Origin of the sequence: Streptomyces sp. FXJ1.172 (assembly GCF_001636945.3) — a bacterium.
Classification (GTDB): domain Bacteria; phylum Actinomycetota; class Actinomycetes; order Streptomycetales; family Streptomycetaceae; genus Streptomyces.
The window spans coordinates 3,835,270-3,853,003 of record NZ_CP119133.2 but is presented as its reverse complement, the minus strand read 5'-3'; the positions used below and the strand labels follow the sequence as shown (position 1 = coordinate 3,853,003).

The window sequence follows — 17,734 nt, the reverse complement described above, 5'->3', positions numbered from 1 at the left end:
CCGCTTCCGAAGCGCTTCCGATCCCGGCCCGGCCTCCGGCCGCACGAGAGCCCCCGGCCGTCGGCCGGGGGCTCCTTCGGTGTCCTACGGGGTCAGGGGTCAGGCCAGGCCGGGACCCCGGACAGGGATCGTCGTGAACGTCGGCTGCGGGGCCGGGTCCTGGAAGAAGTCGTTGCCCTTGTCGTCCACCACGATGAACGCCGGGAAGTCCTCGACCTCGATCTTCCAGACGGCCTCCATGCCCAGTTCCTCGTACTCGAGGACCTCGACCTTCTTGATGCAGTCCTGGGCGAGGCGGGCGGCGGGGCCGCCGATGGAGCCGAGGTAGAAGCCGCCGTGGGTGTCGCACGCGTCGGTGACCTGCTTGCTGCGGTTGCCCTTCGCCAGCATCACCTTCGAGCCGCCCGCCGCCTGGAACTGCTCCACGTAGGAGTCCATGCGCCCGGCGGTCGTCGGGCCGAAGGAACCGGAGGCGTAGCCCTCGGGGGTCTTGGCCGGGCCCGCGTAGTACACGGGGTGGTCCTTCAGGTACTGCGGCATCTCCTCGCCCGCGTCCAGCCGCTCCTTGATCTTGGCGTGCGCGATGTCCCGGGCGACGACGAGCGGGCCGGTCAGGGACAGGCGCGTCTTCACCGGGTACTTCGTCAGCTCGGCGAGGATCGTGTCCATCGGCTGGTTGAGGTCGATCTCCACGACGTCGGAGGACTCGTCCAGGTGCGCGTCGGTCGTCTCCGGCAGGAAGCGCGCCGGGTCGGTCTCCAGCTGCTCCAGGAAGACGCCCTCGGCGGTGATCTTCGCGACCGCCTGGCGGTCGGCCGAGCAGGAGACGGCGATGGCGACCGGGCAGGACGCGCCGTGCCGGGGGAGCCGGACCACGCGGACGTCGTGGCAGAAGTACTTGCCGCCGAACTGCGCGCCGATGCCGATCTTCTGGGTCAGCTCGAAGACCTTCTGCTCCAGCTCCTTGTCCCTGAAGCCGTGGCCCAGCTCCGAGCCCTCCGCCGGGATCTCGTCCAGGTAGTGCGCGGAGGCGTACTTGGCGGTCTTCAGCGCGTACTCGGCGCTGGTGCCGCCGACGACGATCGCCAGGTGGTACGGCGGGCAGGCGGCCGTACCGAGCGAACGGATCTTCTCCTCCAGGAACTTCATCATGGAGGCCTCGTTCAGGACGGCCTTCGTCTCCTGGTACAGGAAGGACTTGTTGGCGCTGCCGCCGCCCTTCGCCATGAAGAGGAACTTGTAGGCGCCGCCGTCGGTCGCGTACAGCTCGATCTGCGCGGGCAGGTTGGAGCCGGTGTTCTTCTCCTCCCACATGGTGAGCGGAGCCATCTGCGAGTAGCGCAGGTTGAGCTTGGTGTAGGCGTCGTAGATGCCGCGGCTGAGCGCCTCCTCGTCGCGGCCCTGCGTCAGCACGTTCTGGCCGCGCTTGCCCATGACGATCGCGGTGCCGGTGTCCTGGCACATCGGCAGCACGCCGGCCGCCGCGATGTTCGCGTTCTTCAGCAGGTCCAGCGCGACGAACTTGTCGTTGCTCGACGCCTCGGGGTCGTCGATGATGCGGCGCAGCTGGGCGAGGTGGGCCGGGCGGAGGTAGTGCTGGATGTCGTGGATGGCCTCCTCGGCCAGCTTGCGCAGCGCCTCCGGCTCCACCTTGAGGAACGTACGGCCGTCCGGTCCCTCGACGGTGGACACGCCCTCGGAGGTCACCAGCCGGTAGGGGGTGGTGTCCTCTCCCTGGGGGAGCAGATCGGTGTACGCGAACTCAGGCATCTCAGCCCATTCCTCACTCTGACGGACGGCCGCCCGCCGACGCTGGCGGGCCTCACCAGCGTAGAACCTGCCACCGACACGGAACCTGTGAGGTAGGGCTCAGTTCGACACGCCCGGGGTTGTCCATACCCCTAGTCGCGATCTATCGCGTTTCGGTACGCTGCTTGTGTGGACCTTCAGAAGCCCGCCCGTGCCCATGACAACGACGCCGCCGCACCGAGCGTCACCGAACTGCGCGCCTCGGACGCCGACCGCGACCGGGTCGCCGACATCCTCCGCGAAGCCCTGGCCGAGGGCCGGCTGACCGCCGACGAGCACGCCGAGCGCGTCGAGGGAGTGCTGCACGCCAAGACGGTGGGCGAGCTGGAGGTCTTCATCCGGGACCTGCCCGCCGCCCACCAGCAGCCGGCCGCCCCTGCCTACACCCCCGTCCCGCCCCGCCCCACCCCGGGCGCGATCCCGCACGAGGCGGACGCCAACGTGGTCGCCGTCTTCAGCAGTGCCGTGCGCCGCGGCCGCTGGCGCGCGGGTCGCCGCCTGCACGCGTACTCGGTCTTCGGCAGTGTCGAGATCGACCTCAGCGAGGCGATATTCGAGTACCAGCAGGTCGTGATCAAGGCCGTCTCGGTCTTCGGCGACGTCCAGATCCGCGTCCCGGAGAACGTGTCGCTGCGCGGCACCGGCGGCGGTGTCCTCGGCAACTTCGAGGTGGACACGCTGGACTCGGTCGAGTCCGACGCCCCGGTCGTCTACGTCGACGGCTGGGCCGTTCTCGGCAACGTGGAGGCGCGGCCGAAGCGCGGCAAGCGGATAGGCGACATCCTGGACCGGGTCCAGAGCAAGGTCGACCGCAAGCTGGAGCGGGTCCAGGACAAGGTCGACCGGAAGCTGCGCAAACACCTGGAGCGTTGACAGTCGCGAATCCGCCGGTGATCGGAAGGGGCTGGTCCTCCCGCGGCGCGCACCAGGGGGGCGTGAACGAGCCGTCGTGCGCCCGCGGTTGGGAACGCAGTGCATAGGCGCGCGCACAGCGGGTAGGCCTTGCTGCATCGTCTCTCGCTCGCGAAGCCGTCGTCAGGAGTAGACCGTGCTGCAACCGCCCCATTCGTCCCTGCAGGTCGCTGCCGTTCCGGCCCAGCGGACGCCAGCGCGGGACAGGGATCAAGACGCACCCTGGCACACCGAGGCGGTGTGCCGGCGCGACGAGGCCGGCCTGTTCTTCGCGCCGTCCAAGGAGCCGACCGCCGCCCGGCTGTCGCGTGAGGAGGCGGCCAAGCGTGTCTGTGCACGCTGTCCGGTGATGGTCGAGTGCCGCGAGCACGCCCTCCTGCAGCCCGAGCCCTACGGCGTCTGGGGCGGCCTCACGGCGGCGGAGCGCCGTGTGGTCCTCGCCAGGCGCCGCCGCAGGGAGATGGAGCTGAAGAAGGCGGCGCGGGCGGCGGCTGCGAACAGGATGGCGGGTTAGGCGCGTCGGAACGGGCGCCCTGTCCGCACCGGGGCGCCTGCCGGCCTGAAGGGGCGCGGGGACAGCGTGACAAGCCACACGGACCCGCACGCGCACGATGACCCGCACCCCTTCTGAACAGGCGCACCCGCCTTGGACGGCGCACCCGCCCTGAACCGGCGCACTCGCCTTGGGCAGGCGCACCCGGCGACAGGCCTACTTGGCCCTGTCGAAGTCGATCGCGCTGTAGGCCCGCAGCTTGCTCAGCCGGTGCTCGGAGTAGATCCTCCGCACCGTCCCCGACTTCGACCGCATCACGATCGACTCGGTCAGCGCGGTCTCCGAGCGGTACTGAACACCCCGCAGCAACTCGCCGTCGGTGATCCCGGTGGCGACGAAGAACACGTTCTCACCCGAGACCAGGTCGTCGGTGGTGAGCACCCGGTCCAGATCGTGCCCGGCGTCGATGGCCCGCTGCCGCTCCTGGTCGTCCTTGGGCCACAGCTTGCCCTGAATGGTGCCGCCCAGGCACTTCACGGCGCAGGCCGAGATGATGCCCTCGGGCGTGCCGCCGATGCCGAGCAGCAGGTCGACACCGGTGCCCTCGCGCAGCGCGTACACCGAGCCGGCGACATCGCCGTCGGAGATCAGCTTGATGCGCGCGCCGGCCTCCCGGACCTCCTTGATCAGGCCCTCGTGCCGGGGCCGGTCGAGGATGACGACGGTGACGTCCTCGGGCGCGGACCGCTTGGCCTTGGCGATGCGCCGGATGTTCACGGCGACGGGCGCGTTGATGTCGACGAAGTCCGCGGCCTCGGGGCCGGTGACCAGCTTGTCCATGTAGAACACGGCGGACGGGTCGAACATGGCGCCGCGCTCGGCGGCGGCGAGGACGGCGATCGCGTTCGGCATGCCCTTGGCCGTCAGCGTGGTGCCGTCGATCGGGTCGACGGCGATGTCGACCTCGGGACCGGTGCCGTCGCCCACGTGCTCCCCGTTGAAGAGCATCGGGGCCTCGTCCTTCTCGCCCTCGCCGATGACGACGACGCCGTTCATCGACACGGTGGAGACGAGGGTCCGCATGGCACGCACCGCGGCACCGTCGGCGCCGTTCTTGTCGCCACGCCCCACCCAGCGGCCCGCGGCCATGGCGGCGGCCTCGGTCACCCGGACGAGTTCCAGGGCGAGGTTGCGGTCGGGAGCCTCGGAGGGAACATCGAGCTCGGACGGAAGGTGATGATTTTCGGTCATCGGAGCGCACCTTTCTGATACGACGACGGCCGGATGAGGGTATTGGACTTGACTCTATCGTTAGGCAGACAAAATGAGCAGGGGGCCCCACGGATGAGCGCATGGGGCACCTGCGACGATAGGGGGCGTGGCAGGTTCCAAAGGCAAGCAGAAGAGCGCCCGGGACATGATTCTCTCCCTGGGCGTGGTGGGCATCGCGGCGGTGATCGTGTACTTCGTCGCGATCCCGCACGACGATCACGCGCCCGACCTCAAGCGGGTCGACTACCGGGTCGAGCTGATCACGGCCCGGCGTGCGGCGAGCTACCCGGTCGCGGCGCCCGAGGGTCTGCCGGGCACCTGGAAGGCGACCTCCGTGACCTACGCCGGCGAGAACGAGCGCTGGCACCTGGGCTTCCAGACCCCGGACGGCCAGTACGTGCAGGTCGAGCAGTCCACGCAGAAGCCGGCCGACTTCATCGACGACGCCAGCCAGGGCGCGTCGGCGACGAGCAAGACCGAGAAGATCGACGGTCACACATGGACCCGCTACACCGGAGGCCGCTACGACGCCCTCGTGCTGAACGGCACGCGCGGCTCCACGACGGTGGTGGCGGGCACGGCGTCCTTCGACGAGCTGACGAAGATGGTGGCGGCGCTGAAGACCAAGTGACCCGCGCATACGCCACAGGCCCCCGGCAGTGCCGGGGGCCTGTGTCATGTCCGGGGTGACTCAGACGGTCGTGATGACGTCCTCGTACGCCAGGCGCGGCGAGCGCGGGAACCAGGCGTCCTCGCCCGGCTTGCCGATGTTGACGACCATGAGCGGGGTGTGGTCGTCGTCCAGGAACTCCTTCTGGACACCCGCGAAGTCGAGACCGGTCATCGGGCCTGCGGCGAGGCCGGCGGCGCGGACGCCGATGATGAAGTACGCGGCCTGGAGGGCGGCGTTGAGGGCGGCGGCACCCTCGCGGGCGGGGCGCTCGGCGAAGAAGACGTCCTTGGCCTGCGGGAAGTGCGGGAAGAGGGTCGGCAGCTCCTCGTGGAACTCGTTGTCCGCGGAGAGGATCGCGACCAGCGGGGCGGTGGCCGTCTTGGGCTGGTTGCCCTCGGCCATGTGCTTCACCAGGCGCTCGCGGGCCTCGGCGGAGCGGACCAGGGTGATGCGCAGCGGCGACTGGTTGAAGGCGGTGGGGCCGTACTTGACCAGGTCGTAGATCGCCTGGACCTGCTCGTCGGTCACCGGCTCGTCGGTGAAGGTGTTCGCGGTGCGGGCCTCGCGGAACAGCAGGTCCTGGGCGGCGGGGTCAAGAACGAGAGACATGCGTGGACTTCCTCACGTGCGTGTCCGGCCCCGTGGTGCGGGACCGGCTGACGGGATCGACCCTACGCCCGACGAGGTTTAACCTTCAACCAAAATGGGGGGCGTGGTGACCCGCTTCACAACACGGGGCTCGCGCTACTCGCCCTCTTCCGCCGCTTCTTCCCCTTCTCCTTCCTCTTCCTCCGCGAGCGCCGCGTCCAGCCGGGCCCGCGCCCCCTGCAGCCAGCGCCGGCACACCTTGGCCAGCTCCTCGCCGCGCTCCCACAGCGCCAGGGACTCCTCCAGCGACGTACCGCCCGCCTCCAGGCGCCGTACGACCTCGATCAACTCGTCCCGCGCCTGCTCGTAGGAGAGCGCCTCGTCCACCTTGCCGGTCATCCACCCATCCCCAGTCAGTCGACTCGAACCGTCAGCTCGCCCTCGGCGACCCGCGCGCGCAGCGCCTCGCCGCCGGTCACCTCGGCCGGATCCCGCACCACGTGCCCGTCGGCCTTCTGCAGCACCGCGTAGCCACGCTTGAGCGTGGCCGCGGGGGAGAGGGCCACCACGCGCGCGTGCGTGTGCGCCAGCTCCGAGTCCGCGCGGTCCAGGAGATGGCCGAGGGTGCGCCGGCCGCGCTCGACGAGGGCGGCCACGTGGTCGGCGCGCTCGTCGATCATCCGGTGCGGATCCTCTATCGCGGGCCGGGCCAGCGCGTGCGCCAGCCCCCGCTCCTCGCGCTCCACGAACGCGTGCGCACACCGCCGGGCCCGGTCACGCAGCATCCGCACCCGCTCGAACTCCTCGCCCACGTCCGGTACGACCTTCTTGGCCGCGTCGGTCGGGGTGGAGGCGCGCAGATCGGCGACGTAGTCCAGCAGCGGGGTGTCGGGTTCGTGGCCGATGGCCGAGACGACCGGCGTACGGCACTGCGCGACCGCCCGCACGAGCTGCTCGTCGGAGAAGGGCAGCAGGTCCTCCACGCTGCCGCCGCCCCGCGCGACGATGATGACGTCCACGTCACCGAGCGCGTCCAGCTCCTTCACCGCCTGCACGACCTGCGGGACCGCGTGCACACCCTGCACGGGGACGTTGCGCACCTCGAAGCGGACCGCCGGCCAGCGGTGTCGGGCGTTCTCCAGCACGTCCCGCTCCGCGGCGGACGCCCGCCCGCACACCAGCCCGATCAGCTGCGGCAGGAACGGCAGCGGCTTCTTCCGCTCCGGCGCGAACAGACCCTCCGCCGCCAGCGCCTTCTTCAGCTGCTCCAGCCGGGCCAGCAGCTCCCCGACGCCCACCGGCCTGATCTCGGCGGCGCGCAGGGACAGCTGCCCCCGGGGCGCGTACCACTCCGGCTTGGCGAGGACGACGACGCGGGCGCCCTCCCCGACGACATCGGCGACGGCGTCGAACACCTGCCGGTAACAGGTCACGCTCACGGAGACGTCGTACGACGGATCCCGCAGCGTCAGGAACACGACCCCGGCGCCGGGCCGCCGCGACAACTGCGTGATCTGCCCCTCGACCCACACCGCGCCGAGCCGGTCGATCCAGCCCCCGATCATCCGGGAGACCTCGCCGACGGGAAGCGGGGCTCCGGGGGAGGTGTTCACAGCCATGCGCCCGAGAGTAACGGGGCGTACTGACAGCGCGGTCGTCAGCCGTCCGGGACGCGCCCCGCCTGGCCCGTCGGCAGGCGGTCGCCGTGCGGCCGGACGCGGCCGGACGCGGCCTTACGATGGGACGCATGACCTCTTCGACTGGCCGCCGTGTCCTGCTCGCCGCACCCCGTGGCTACTGCGCGGGTGTGGACCGCGCCGTGATCGCCGTCGAGAAGGCCCTCGAGCAGTACGGGGCCCCGATCTACGTCCGGCACGAGATCGTCCACAACAAGTACGTCGTGCAGACCCTGGAGAAGAAGGGTGCCGTCTTCGTCGAGCGCACGGAGGAGGTGCCGGCCGGCAACATCGTGATGTTCTCGGCGCACGGTGTCGCCCCGGTGGTGCACGAGGAGGCCGAGCGGGGCCGGCTCGCCACCATCGACGCCACCTGCCCCCTGGTCACCAAGGTCCACAAGGAAGCCGTCCGGTACGCCAAGGAGGACTACGACATCCTCCTGATCGGCCACGAGGGTCACGAGGAGGTCATCGGCACCTCCGGCGAGGCCCCCGACCACATCCAGCTCGTCGACGGCCCCGAGGACGTCGCCAAGGTCGAGGTCCGCGACCCGTCCAAGGTCGTCTGGCTGTCGCAGACCACCCTCTCCGTGGACGAGACCATGGAGACCGTCGACGCCCTGAAGACCAAGTTCCCGGGGCTCGTCTCGCCGCCCAGCGACGACATCTGCTACGCCACGCAGAACCGCCAGCTCGCCGTGAAGCAGATGGGTGCCGAGGCCGAGCTGGTCATCGTCGTCGGCTCGCGCAACTCCTCCAACTCCAAGCGGCTGGTCGAGGTCGCCAAGCTCGCCGGCGCCCGCGAGGCCTACCTGGTCGACTTCGCCGACGAGATCGACGAGGCCTGGCTGGAGGGCGTGACGACCGTCGGTGTCACCTCCGGTGCCTCCGTCCCCGAGGTCCTGGTCGAGCAGGTGCTCCAGTGGCTCGCCGAGCGCGGCTACGGCGACGTGGAGCTGGTCAGGGCGGCCGAGGAGTCCATCACCTTCTCGCTGCCCAAGGAACTCCGCCGTGACCTGCGCGAAGAGGCGGCCGCGCTGGTCGCTGAGCGCGGCGGATCCGGTGCCGCGGACGGCGCCGGGGCGTGACTGTCAGTCGTCCGTCGTAACGTGGTGCCATGCAGATCTTCGGCGTGGACATCGGCGGATCCGGCATCAAGGGCGCCCCTGTGGACCTGGACAGGGGCGATCTGGCCCAGGAGCGCTGCAAGGTGCTCACCCCGCATCCGGCGACACCGGACGGCGTGGCCGACGGGGTGAAGCAGGTCGTGGACCACTTCGGCTGGACCGGCCCGGTCGGCCTGACCTTCCCCGGAGTGGTCACGGGCGGCGCCATGGTCCGTACGGCGGCGAACGTCGACAAGGGCTGGATCGACACGGACGCGGGCGCGCTGTTCGGCGGCAGACTCGGCGGGCTGCCGGTGACGGTGGTCAACGACGCGGACGCCGCGGGCGTCGCCGAGATGCGCTTCGGCGCCGGCCGCGACCGCAGGGGCACGGTCATCCTGCTCACCTTCGGCACGGGCATCGGCAGCGCCGTCTTCGTCGACGGCGCCCTGGTGCCGAACACGGAGCTGGGCCACCTCGAGCTGAGCGGCCACGACGCCGAGTCGCGCGCCTCCAGCAAGGCCAAGGAGGACCACGACCTGACCTGGGAGCACTGGGCACGCCGGGTCCAGAAGTACCTGGCCCATGTGGAGATGCTCTTCTCGCCCGGGCTGTTCATCATCGGCGGCGGGGTCAGCCGCAAGGCGGACAAGTTCCTGCACCTCATCGAGGGCATCAGAGCCGAGATCGTCCCCGCGCAGCTGCAGAACAACGCGGGGATCGTCGGGGCGGCGATGAGGGCGGCCGAGCTTCAGCGGTAGCGGCCGGGGCGGGGGCCCGGCGCTCGCACGGGCTCAGCTCCGGCGCCGGCGCCGCCGTACCCACCGCACCCGGCGTACGAGCACGATCACCCCGGCCACGAGCGTCCCGCCGTACAGCCAGCCGGCCTGGGTGGCGAGCCCCGTGAACACCCCCATCAGCCTCCCGAGCAGCCCTGCCTTCCCGTCGGCGACGGGAAACAGCCCGCCGAGGAACGCGATCGGCAGGACCACGGGAGCGGTCAGCAGGTCCCCGTCGCGCACCCACAGCGCGGTCACCGCGCACACCAGCAGGAACAGCACGGCGTACACCGTCATGGACGACCCGAACAGCAGCGTGTCCAGGCAGCCGAGCAGGAACATCGAGACTATGCAGAACAGTCCGCTGCCGAGTCCGGTGAGCCGGAGGTTCGCCGGCTGCGCCCCCGATGCCGACGACCGCGGGGGCCGCCCCGCCCCTGGTCCGTGCTCACCCCCACCCGGCGGGCGCCGGGCCTGCGGGGGCAACCGCGCGGACGGCGGCCTCCCGCGTCGCGGTCCGTCGTTCGGGGGTCGCCATCTGTGTTGCTCCACTGGACCAACTTAGGTCTGTTTATGTGCCGAATCGCCCATCAGACACGCCGATGAGCGGAGCTTGGCCGGACGTTCGACGCTCCCGAGGGGCAGCCGCCGTCGACGCCGTAAACTGGGGGATCGGCCAGTGTCGGTCTCCGGCCCCTGGCACCCCCTGGCCCACTCATCTACGGGAAGTCGCAACGTGTCGCTCACGATCGGAATCGTCGGCCTGCCCAATGTCGGCAAGTCGACCCTGTTCAACGCCCTGACCAAGAACGACGTGCTGGCGGCCAACTACCCGTTCGCCACGATCGAGCCGAACGTCGGCGTCGTGGGCGTCCCCGACGGCCGCCTCGCACAGCTGGCGTCGATCTTCGGCTCGGAGCGCATCCTCCCGGCCACGGTCGACTTCGTCGACATCGCCGGCATCGTGCGCGGCGCCTCCGAGGGCGAGGGCCTCGGCAACAAGTTCCTCGCGAACATCCGCGAGTCCGACGCGATCTGCCAGGTCATCCGCGCCTTCAAGGACGAGAACGTCGTCCACGTCGACGGCAAGGTCTCGCCGAAGAACGACATCGAGACGATCAATACCGAGCTGATCCTCGCCGACCTGCAGACGATCGAGAAGGTCCTCCCGCGCCTCCAGAAGGAGTCGCGGATCAAGAAGGACGTCGCGCCCAAGGTCAAGGCGGTCGAGGAGGCCAAGGAGATCCTGGAGAAGGGCGACACGCTCTTCGCGCACGGCATCGTCCAGGGCACCGAGCGCAACGAACTCCTGCACGACCTGCACCTGCTCACGACGAAGCCCTTCCTCTACGTCTTCAACGTCGACGAGGACGAGCTGATCGACGAGGACTTCAAGAACGAGCAGCGCGCCCTGGTCGCCCCCGCCGAAGCGATCTTCCTCAACGCCAAGCTGGAGGCCGACCTCGCCGAACTGGACGAGGAGGAGGCCCTCGAACTCCTCCAGTCCGTCGGCCAGGACGAGCCCGGCCTCGCCACCCTCGCCCGGGTCGGCTTCAACACCCTCGGCCTGCAGACCTACCTCACGGCCGGCCCCAAGGAGTCCCGCGCCTGGACGATCAAGAAGGGTGCCACGGCCCCCGAGGCGGCCGGCGTGATCCACACCGACTTCCAGAAGGGCTTCATCAAGGCCGAGGTCATCTCCTTCGAGGACCTGGTCGTCACCGGCTCGGTCGCCGAGGCCCGCGCGAAGGGCAAGGCGCGCATGGAGGGCAAGGACTACGTCATGCAGGACGGGGACGTGGTGGAGTTCCGCTTCAATGTGTAACCGACTCGTCACCATGCGCTGAGCGGTTCGCCAAGCGCGCAGATCAGAAGGGGCTGGGTTCCGGCGAACTCAGCCCCTTCCGCGTTCCCCATCGCCGGGCGCCTGCTCCATGAGAGCGACGGCGAGCATGGTGACGAGGTGGCCGTGCCACCACCTCTGCGGCGACACCATGAAGACGAGCGCTCCGTCGATCAGCTCCGTGTGGCGGGGTGCCTCGGGAAGGCGGTCCAGGTCTTCCGCGAACCAGCCTTCCTCGCGCGGCGGGCGCATCCAGTCGGGCAGCGCGGTCATGGCTCAACCGTAGCGATTCGACGAGGCGTGGGCCGCGAGATCGTCATCGGGCGGCTGCCGTTCCTGTCGTCCTGGAGTCCAGGACTGCCCAGGGCCCATTCCTTGGCGGGATTGCTGGTAGTCACTCCAGGGCCGAACTGATACCACTGATCAAGATCCGGGCAGCACGGTCGTAGTGGGGGAACGTGGGCTGGCAGGAGGAAGTCGTCTCGGTGCTGGACGCCTGGGTGGCACACGAGGGCGTACCTGCGCGGGAGCCACGGTGGCGCCCTCTGGGGCGAGCGGTGCGAGGCCGGAAGCCCGGGGAGTACATAGTCGACGTGCGTGGGTCCGAAACCGGGACGGACCAGCTCCAGGGGGACAGTCTGCGACTGGCCGGACCTGATGAGAGCGACATTGACGCAGGTCACTCAGTGCTCGACGTATACAGAGACGGCACCGCGCTTCGCATGCGTGTTCCGGAGTTCGCAGACCCGGCGGATCCCTGTCTGTGGATGAAGCCGCAGCCCACCGGATTCCTGGACAACGAGGGCGCCGGCAGCCGGCTCGCCGAGGTCGGAACGGCTCACCGTTTCCAGGGGCGCGAGTTCCCCGTGGTGATCTTCGACACCGTGGAGGACGACTACGGTGACGGCCTGTGGATGTCCCAGGCGTCCCGGGCCCCTGGAGCGTCGGCCTGGGAGAGCAATGGGGTACGGCTCTTCAACGTCGCCGTCACCCGCGTTCAGACCAGGCTTTACGTCGTCGGAAGCCGAAGGCGCATTCTTGCCGCGGGTGAGCAGACCGCCATGGGCAGGCTTGCCGCCCTCGTCGGCGACCGACGCGTCCGCACGGTTCCGGCCACTCAGCTGATCGCCCCCGGCGGGCGGCCGGACATCCGGCTCGGTCCGTTCGGCACGCGTCTCGCCGACGTCCTCTCCCGCCATGTCGAAGTCTCCGACGTCGACGACGAGATCTCGTTCTACGAGACGTTTGCCGCACGGCTGGCCGAAGCGCGCAGCTCCTTGTGGATCTGGTCTCCGTGGACTGCGAAACGTCTCATCGGGCTGCTGCCGGTGCTGGACGAGGCCGTGCGCCGAGGAGTGCGTGTGACGGTCTTCGTCCGTGATCCCCACGACACGGGTCAGAAGAAACAGGCCGACTTGGTGAGGCAGCTTCGGGCAGTGGTGCAGACGGTCGTCCCCGTCAACGTCATGCACCAGAAGATCGTCGTCATCGATGAGCACACGGTTCTGCTGGGCAGCCTCAACTCCCTTTCGCAGAGCCGCTCACGTGAGGTCATGCTGACCATCAAGGGCGGCCACTTCGCACGCAAGATCCTGACTCACGAACATGCGGAGGACTTTGCCAAACCTCCTCGGTGCGATGCAGGCAAGGGGGAGGAAGTGGACCTGCGCCGCCGGGCCGACGGGTCCTGGTACTGGCGATGCTTCAACCGGGTGTGCCCGGCGCGGCGAGGGAGCCGGGCGTGGGAGAAGGCTGTTCGGCTCAAGTCAGGGGCACGGCGCTAGCCGGAGCTTGTCGAGATCCAGGCTGATCTCCGCCGTGCAGGGCGACTTGGCGGACCGAGCTGTGGCGTACGCCGACCCGGTACGGTCCGCCGCCGGTCATGTCGACGGCGAACAGCAGGCGTCCGGTGGGGTCGGCGGTGCCCGCTGTGTCAGAGTCCTGGAGGAACAGTGCCCGGGAAGCCGGCGACCGGCTGCGGTGCCGGCTCCGTCACCCAGCCCGCCATCAGGACCAGCCGGGACTCGCGGTCGACGGCGAGGAAGCCGAAGGGGCGGTCGAACACGGCCCGGACGACCGTCGACTCGCAGGAGTAGCGGTGCTGGGGCGGCGCGCCGCCCGGCTCCGCCGCCACCGCCGTCACCGCCGCCGCCCGGAAGCCCAGCGGCCCGAACCGGGCCAGCGCCGACTGGCGGGCCTGACCGACGGCGAGCGGGTGGGCGCTGACGCCCGGGAAGTGGGCGTGGCGGGCATCCGCCGCCGCCGTCAGGCCGAACAGCCCGGCCGACGCGAGCAGATCGTGGTCGGCGCGCACCTCGTAGGCGACCGTCCGCACATCCAGCGTCAGCGGCTCCGGTGCGACGGACGGCTGCTGCTCCACGTACAGGCCCGGCCCCACGTGCCCGTGCGGCAGCGAGCGGCCCCCGGTGAGGGCGAGCGCGCGCTCCACGATCCCCACCCCGGCCGCGAGCACCTGACCCGGCGCCATGTGCTCCTCGCCGAGCACGAGGTGGACGTCGATCCCGTTGTCGCCGGGCACCGTCAGGGCGGTGACGAAACCGTCCGGTGTGCCCGTCACGCCCACCCGGTCCGGCCGCGGGCTGCGCCGGTGCAGACCGCGCAGCGCACGGCCCTGCCAGGGGCCCGTGCCCGGCCTGAGCGCGAGTTCGCCGAAGGGCTGCCGCCAGGTCGTACCCAGCGCGAGCGCGCCGGCCAGCACCATCCGCGCGTCCCGGGTCAGCGTCACCGGCATGCGCTCGACCAGCCCGCCGGTCCGCTCGGCCGCCCAGGCGTCCAGCCGCTCCTGCGCGGTGACGAGGTCGTCCCCGAACACCCCGTACGTCCCGGCCGGCAGCCCGGCCCGCCACTCCTCGCGCAGCGCCAGCCCCTGGTGCGTCCACAGACCGAGCGCCACGTCGAGGCCCGGCACCGACGCGAGCGCGGCCAGCAACTCCCGTGCGGCGCCGGCCGCCTGCTCGGCGGGCACGCCCAGCGCCCCGGCCAGCTCGGCGCGCGCCGGTCCCGCCGCGCCGTCGGCCAGGAAGCCCAGCAGCGGCCAGACCCCGGGCGCGGAGCAGACCGTCCCCCCGGGCAGGGCCTGCGCCCAGCGGGCCGTCAGCCCGTTCACCTGGCGGACCGTCTCGGCGGACACCTTGCTCACTTGTCGCTCTCCCACGCGTCGTTCACGTACTCGTCGTCCGGGCACCCCTCGTCCGGGCACCCCTCGTCCGGGCGCTCCGGGTACTCCGGGAACGGCAGCGGATCCGTCACCCACCCCGCCGCCGGCACCAGCCGCGAGTGCCGTTGCAGCGCGAGGAAGCCGAAGGGCCGGTCGAAGACGGCGGAGATCCGGTCGCCGGTGAGCATGCCGTGGGCCGTGGCGGGCAGCCCCGCCGTCCACTGCGGGCGCAGCTCCAGCGTCCGTGCGGTCCTCAGGCCCACGGCGGTGTCCACTCCGGGCAGGCCGGCCGGCGCGCCGGGCAACTGCCGTGCCGCGCCCGCCGCCTGGTCCGCCGGCAGGCCGAGGGCCTCGCCCAGCTCCGTGCGCGCCGGTCCCGCCGCGCCGTCGGCCAGGAACGCCGGCAGGGGCCACACGCCGGCCGCCGAGAGGACCGTGCCGTCCCGCGCGGTCGCCGCCCACCGTCCGGTGAGCCCGTTCACCGCCCGTACGACCTCGCCGCCCACCCTGCTCCCCGGCAGGATCGCCGTCCCCATTCCGCCCCCGTTCCGCCGGTGCCCGGCCCAGGAGCACCGTACCGGGGTCCGTGCTCCGGCCCGCCGGGCCCCCGTGCGCCGCCGGTGCACCCGGCGCCAGGTGTGAGCGCGCCTATACGGGGGAGAAAGTGCCTGGGTAAAGCCCTCCCCCACCCCATGTCATCACATCGAGTGATTCTCTGGCCTTTGCTTGCACGGCACAACCCACGGTTGCCACGCTGTTGCTGTCTGTACAATCTGATGGGAGCGGCCAGTGACTTTCGGTGAGCAGCCGGCGTACCTGCGCGTCGCGGGTGATCTCCGCAAGAAGATCGTCGACGGTTCGCTGCCGCCCCACACCCGCCTCCCCTCCCAGGCCCGCATCCGCGAGGAGTACGGCGTCTCGGACACGGTTGCGCTGGAGGCCCGCAAGGTGCTGATGGCTGAAGGTCTGGTCGAGGGCCGCTCCGGGTCGGGGACGTATGTGCGCGAGCGGCCCGTGCCCCGGCGGGTCGCCCGCTCCGGATACCGCCCGGCCTGCGGTGCCACGCCCTTCCGGCAGGAGCAGGCCGACGCCTCGGTGCGCGGCACCTGGGAGTCCAGCAGCGAGCAGGCCCAGGCCGGGGCCGCCATCGCCGAGCGGCTCTCGATCCAGGCCGGCGACCGGGTCATGCGCACCAAGTACCTCTTCCGGGAAGCGGGTGAGCCGATGATGCTCTCCACCTCCTGGGAGCCCCTCGCCGTCACCGGTCGCACTCCGGTGATGCTGCCCGAGGAGGGGCCGCTCGGCGGCATGGGCGTGGCCGAGCGCATGCGGGCCATCGACGTCATCGTGGACAACGTCACCGAGGAGGTGGGCGCCCGCCCCGGCCTCGCCGAGGAACTGCATGTGCTCGGCGGCGTCCCGGGCCATGTGGTGCTCGTCATCCAGCGCACGTACTACGCCTCCGGCCGCCCGGTGGAGACCGCCGACGTGGTGATCCCGGCGGACCGGTACCGGGTGGCGTACCACCTGCCGGTGAGGTGAGAAGGCGTCCTCGTGAGCGACCGCCCGTACGGTGCGCGCGCCCCTGTGAGTGAGGTAGCGCACACCCCTGGCGCCCCGCGCGGGCGGGTGCCCGGCCGTGCGCGCCCGGCCGGCTCTCGGCGTGCCACCGTGATCCGGCCGTTTTCCCAGGTGGTCAGGGGTCACTCGGATATGCCCCCGACGCACGACGGCGGCGCTCACGACGGCGCGTTCACATCCGTGCGCCCCCGGCGTTCTGGCTGGTTGCGTACCTCTTTGTGAAAAGGCGTGTTCGCTGCGTAAAGGTTGGGCGTACGCTCGGGCATATGCGGATTGCGGTTTCCTTAGGCGAGGCTCAGTGGGGGCCCGGGACGGGATGGGGGTCCCCCCGCACGAGCGCAGCCGAGCAAGGGGGAGGGTGGGGCGGTGCGAGAAGGAGCTTCGGGGGCGGTGGGAGCCATGAGTGAGGGGACGGTCTCCCTGCCCTGGATCGTGATACGGCAGGACGACAACGGCAATCGCTACCGCGTCGGGCGGTACGCGACCCGGGCCGAGGCCCAGAAGATCGCCGACAGCCTCGACGACCGGGGGCACAGGCAGCTCTACTGGGTCGAGCGCATCGGCCAGAACGGGGACGGCGCGCGCAACTGACCCCCGGCGGCCTCCCGTAGGCTCCGCCCCATGACGCCCAGCACGCCGATGACACCCGGCACGGACCGGATCGTGGTGGTGGGGGCAGCCCTGCTCGACGGCGGCCGGCTGCTCGCCGCCCGCCGCAGCGCGCCCGCCGATCTGGCCGGACGCTGGGAGCTGCCCGGCGGCAAGGTGGAGCCGGGCGAGCGCCCCGAGGGCGCCCTGGTGCGCGAACTGCGCGAGGAACTGGGCGTCGATGCCGAGCCGGTCGAGCGCGTGCCCGGCCAGTGGCCGCTGCGGGCGCCGTACGTCCTGCGGGTGTGGACCGCCCGCCTGCGCCCCGGCTCGGCCGCGCCCCGGCCCCTGCAGGACCATGACGAGCTGCGCTGGCTGACCCCGGCCGAGATCTGGGACGTCCCCTGGCTCGACCAGGACGTCCCCGCCGTCCGCGCGGTCACCCCGCACCTCGCCGCCGACCCCCGCTGAGTCCCGCGTGCATGCCACGCGCCGCGCGTGCGCCGGTCACCGGTATCCGCCGTGCGGGCGTACGCCGTTCGTGCCACGGTGCGCCCCGTCGCACGGTACTGCCCGCTGAATATCGGGTATGTGCCCATTAACCCCACGAAACCGGACATGGGTGGGCTCACTGTCCTGGGAAGTGATCGGGCGTGATCGACATCGAAGGCGGCGGCGCCGAGTGGACCTTTCCCGCGGAACCGGACGCCGTGCGCACCGCACGTGCCGCCGTCCGCGGCCAGTTGCACGGCTGGGACCTCGACTGCCTTGCCGATCTGACCGCGCTGCTGGTCAGTGAGTTGGTCACCAACTCCCTGCGGCACGCCACCGGACCCATCGGCGTACGGCTGGTGCGCCCCGAAGGGCTGGGCGGGACGCTGCTGGTGGAGGTCTCCGACCCGCTCCCCGATCCGCCGCGCGAGCGTGTCGCCCGGCCCGGGGACGAGAGCGGGCGCGGCCTGCAGCTGGTCGCCGGCTCCTCGCGCCGGTGGGGCACGCGACCCGGCGCGAGCGGAAAGACCGTCTGGTTCGAACTGGCGGTGCCCGGGTGACACAGGGGCACCGGTGACGTCGGAGCGGGAGTGACGCGGGAGCACTCAGGGGGCACGGAGGTGTACGGCAGGCGAGGTGCCGTCCACCGTGCGCCTCGAGCCCGAGACCCGTCCCGGAGTGCGTGATTCGACGGCGTGTTCCCTGGTTAGAAGAGTGGAAGTGTTGTCACGGACCGGTCCGAAA

The 17,734-nt window shown here is 71.0% G+C and carries 19 protein-coding genes and 1 pseudogene; 11 read left to right on the top strand and 9 right to left on the bottom strand.

Features of this window, described 5'->3' with window-relative positions:
• Positions 1–99: 99 nt before the first annotated feature.
• Positions 100–1,770: a fumarate hydratase gene (locus A6P39_RS17005; protein WP_067047426.1), complete on the bottom strand. Its 1,671-nt coding sequence runs from the start codon at positions 1,768–1,770 to the stop codon at positions 100–102.
• Between the two features lie 168 nt (positions 1,771–1,938).
• Between A6P39_RS17005 and A6P39_RS17000 the strand changes: the two genes are divergently transcribed.
• Both A6P39_RS17000 and A6P39_RS16995 read left to right on the top strand, forming a co-directional pair.
• Positions 1,939–2,682 (top strand): DUF1707 SHOCT-like domain-containing protein, encoded by a 744-nt coding sequence (locus A6P39_RS17000; RefSeq protein WP_067047423.1) that lies wholly within the window; start codon positions 1,939–1,941, stop codon positions 2,680–2,682.
• 175 nt (positions 2,683–2,857) lie between these two features.
• Positions 2,858–3,235: a WhiB family transcriptional regulator gene (locus A6P39_RS16995; protein ID WP_079133472.1), complete on the top strand. Its 378-nt coding sequence runs from the start codon at positions 2,858–2,860 to the stop codon at positions 3,233–3,235.
• A 195-nt stretch (positions 3,236–3,430) separates the two neighbouring features.
• Here the strand turns inward: A6P39_RS16995 and glpX are convergent, their stop codons facing one another.
• Positions 3,431–4,465, bottom strand: coding sequence for a class II fructose-bisphosphatase (gene glpX / locus A6P39_RS16990; protein ID WP_067047417.1), 1,035 nt, complete (start codon positions 4,463–4,465; stop codon positions 3,431–3,433).
• 127 nt (positions 4,466–4,592) lie between these two features.
• On the opposite strand from glpX, the gene A6P39_RS16985 reads away from it, so the two are divergent.
• Positions 4,593–5,117 carry a DUF4245 domain-containing protein gene (locus tag A6P39_RS16985; RefSeq protein ID WP_067047414.1) on the top strand — a complete coding sequence of 175 codons (525 nt, stop codon included), beginning with the start codon at positions 4,593–4,595 and terminating at the stop codon, positions 5,115–5,117.
• A 60-nt stretch (positions 5,118–5,177) separates the two neighbouring features.
• Here A6P39_RS16985 and A6P39_RS16980 read toward each other — a convergent pair whose 3' ends face one another.
• The 3 genes from A6P39_RS16980 to xseA form a co-directional block, all read right to left on the bottom strand.
• Positions 5,178–5,768, bottom strand: coding sequence for a malonic semialdehyde reductase (locus A6P39_RS16980; RefSeq protein WP_067047411.1), 591 nt, complete (start codon positions 5,766–5,768; stop codon positions 5,178–5,180).
• Positions 5,769–5,903: 135 nt separating this feature from the next.
• Positions 5,904–6,146 carry an exodeoxyribonuclease VII small subunit gene (locus tag A6P39_RS16975; RefSeq protein WP_067047408.1) on the bottom strand — a complete coding sequence of 81 codons (243 nt, stop codon included), beginning with the start codon at positions 6,144–6,146 and terminating at the stop codon, positions 5,904–5,906.
• 14 nt (positions 6,147–6,160) lie between these two features.
• The gene (gene xseA, locus A6P39_RS16970) at positions 6,161–7,366 is read right to left on the bottom strand and encodes an exodeoxyribonuclease VII large subunit (RefSeq protein WP_067047403.1); all 1,206 of its coding nucleotides are present in this window, start codon (positions 7,364–7,366) and stop codon (positions 6,161–6,163) included.
• 119 nt (positions 7,367–7,485) lie between these two features.
• Here xseA and A6P39_RS16965 point away from each other — a divergent pair, with 119 nt between their 5' ends.
• Both A6P39_RS16965 and ppgK read left to right on the top strand, forming a co-directional pair.
• Positions 7,486–8,511, top strand: a complete 1,026-nt coding sequence (locus A6P39_RS16965; protein WP_107304377.1) for a 4-hydroxy-3-methylbut-2-enyl diphosphate reductase — start codon at positions 7,486–7,488, stop codon at positions 8,509–8,511.
• Positions 8,512–8,540: 29 nt separating this feature from the next.
• Positions 8,541–9,290, top strand: a complete 750-nt coding sequence (ppgK, locus tag A6P39_RS16960; RefSeq protein ID WP_067047400.1) for a polyphosphate--glucose phosphotransferase — start codon at positions 8,541–8,543, stop codon at positions 9,288–9,290.
• A 33-nt stretch (positions 9,291–9,323) separates the two neighbouring features.
• On the opposite strand, the gene A6P39_RS16955 is transcribed toward ppgK, so the two are convergent.
• Positions 9,324–9,860, bottom strand: coding sequence for a DUF6542 domain-containing protein (locus tag A6P39_RS16955; protein ID WP_067047397.1), 537 nt, complete (start codon positions 9,858–9,860; stop codon positions 9,324–9,326).
• A gap of 184 nt (positions 9,861–10,044) precedes the next feature.
• Between A6P39_RS16955 and ychF the strand changes: the two genes are divergently transcribed.
• Complete coding sequence (ychF, locus tag A6P39_RS16950) at positions 10,045–11,133, top strand: redox-regulated ATPase YchF (protein WP_067047394.1); 1,089 nt, start codon at positions 10,045–10,047, stop codon at positions 11,131–11,133.
• An 84-nt stretch (positions 11,134–11,217) separates the two neighbouring features.
• On the opposite strand, the pseudogene A6P39_RS16945 reads toward ychF, so the two are convergent.
• Positions 11,218–11,424: pseudogene (locus tag A6P39_RS16945) on the bottom strand (Uma2 family endonuclease); the annotation flags it as partial.
• Positions 11,425–11,873: 449 nt separating this feature from the next.
• Here A6P39_RS16945 and A6P39_RS16940 point away from each other — a divergent pair.
• The gene (locus A6P39_RS16940; protein ID WP_107304380.1) at positions 11,874–12,935 is read left to right on the top strand and encodes a phospholipase D-like domain-containing protein; all 1,062 of its coding nucleotides are present in this window, start codon (positions 11,874–11,876) and stop codon (positions 12,933–12,935) included.
• Positions 12,936–13,084: 149 nt separating this feature from the next.
• Here A6P39_RS16940 and A6P39_RS16935 read toward each other — a convergent pair whose 3' ends face one another.
• Both A6P39_RS16935 and A6P39_RS16930 read right to left on the bottom strand, forming a co-directional pair.
• Positions 13,085–14,311 carry a serpin family protein gene (locus A6P39_RS16935; protein ID WP_107304376.1) on the bottom strand — a complete coding sequence of 409 codons (1,227 nt, stop codon included), beginning with the start codon at positions 14,309–14,311 and terminating at the stop codon, positions 13,085–13,087.
• Positions 14,308–14,865, bottom strand: coding sequence for a hypothetical protein (locus A6P39_RS16930; protein ID WP_067047385.1), 558 nt, complete (start codon positions 14,863–14,865; stop codon positions 14,308–14,310). The genes A6P39_RS16935 and A6P39_RS16930 overlap by 4 nt, the downstream gene beginning before the upstream one ends.
• 253 nt (positions 14,866–15,118) lie before the next feature.
• Between A6P39_RS16930 and A6P39_RS16925 the strand changes: the two genes are divergently transcribed.
• The 4 genes from A6P39_RS16925 to A6P39_RS16910 all read left to right on the top strand — a co-directional run bounded on the left by A6P39_RS16925 (position 15,119) and on the right by A6P39_RS16910 (position 17,550).
• Complete coding sequence (locus A6P39_RS16925) at positions 15,119–15,871, top strand: GntR family transcriptional regulator (RefSeq protein ID WP_067047381.1); 753 nt, start codon at positions 15,119–15,121, stop codon at positions 15,869–15,871.
• 438 nt (positions 15,872–16,309) lie between these two features.
• On the top strand, positions 16,310–16,501 hold the full coding sequence (locus A6P39_RS16920; protein ID WP_067047378.1) for an SPOR domain-containing protein: 192 nt from the start codon (positions 16,310–16,312) through the stop codon (positions 16,499–16,501).
• Positions 16,502–16,531: 30 nt separating this feature from the next.
• Positions 16,532–16,969 carry a (deoxy)nucleoside triphosphate pyrophosphohydrolase gene (locus A6P39_RS16915; protein WP_275883867.1) on the top strand — a complete coding sequence of 146 codons (438 nt, stop codon included), beginning with the start codon at positions 16,532–16,534 and terminating at the stop codon, positions 16,967–16,969.
• Between the two features lie 182 nt (positions 16,970–17,151).
• Positions 17,152–17,550, top strand: a complete 399-nt coding sequence (locus A6P39_RS16910) for an ATP-binding protein (RefSeq protein ID WP_067047372.1) — start codon at positions 17,152–17,154, stop codon at positions 17,548–17,550.
• Positions 17,551–17,734: the final 184 nt, after the last annotated feature.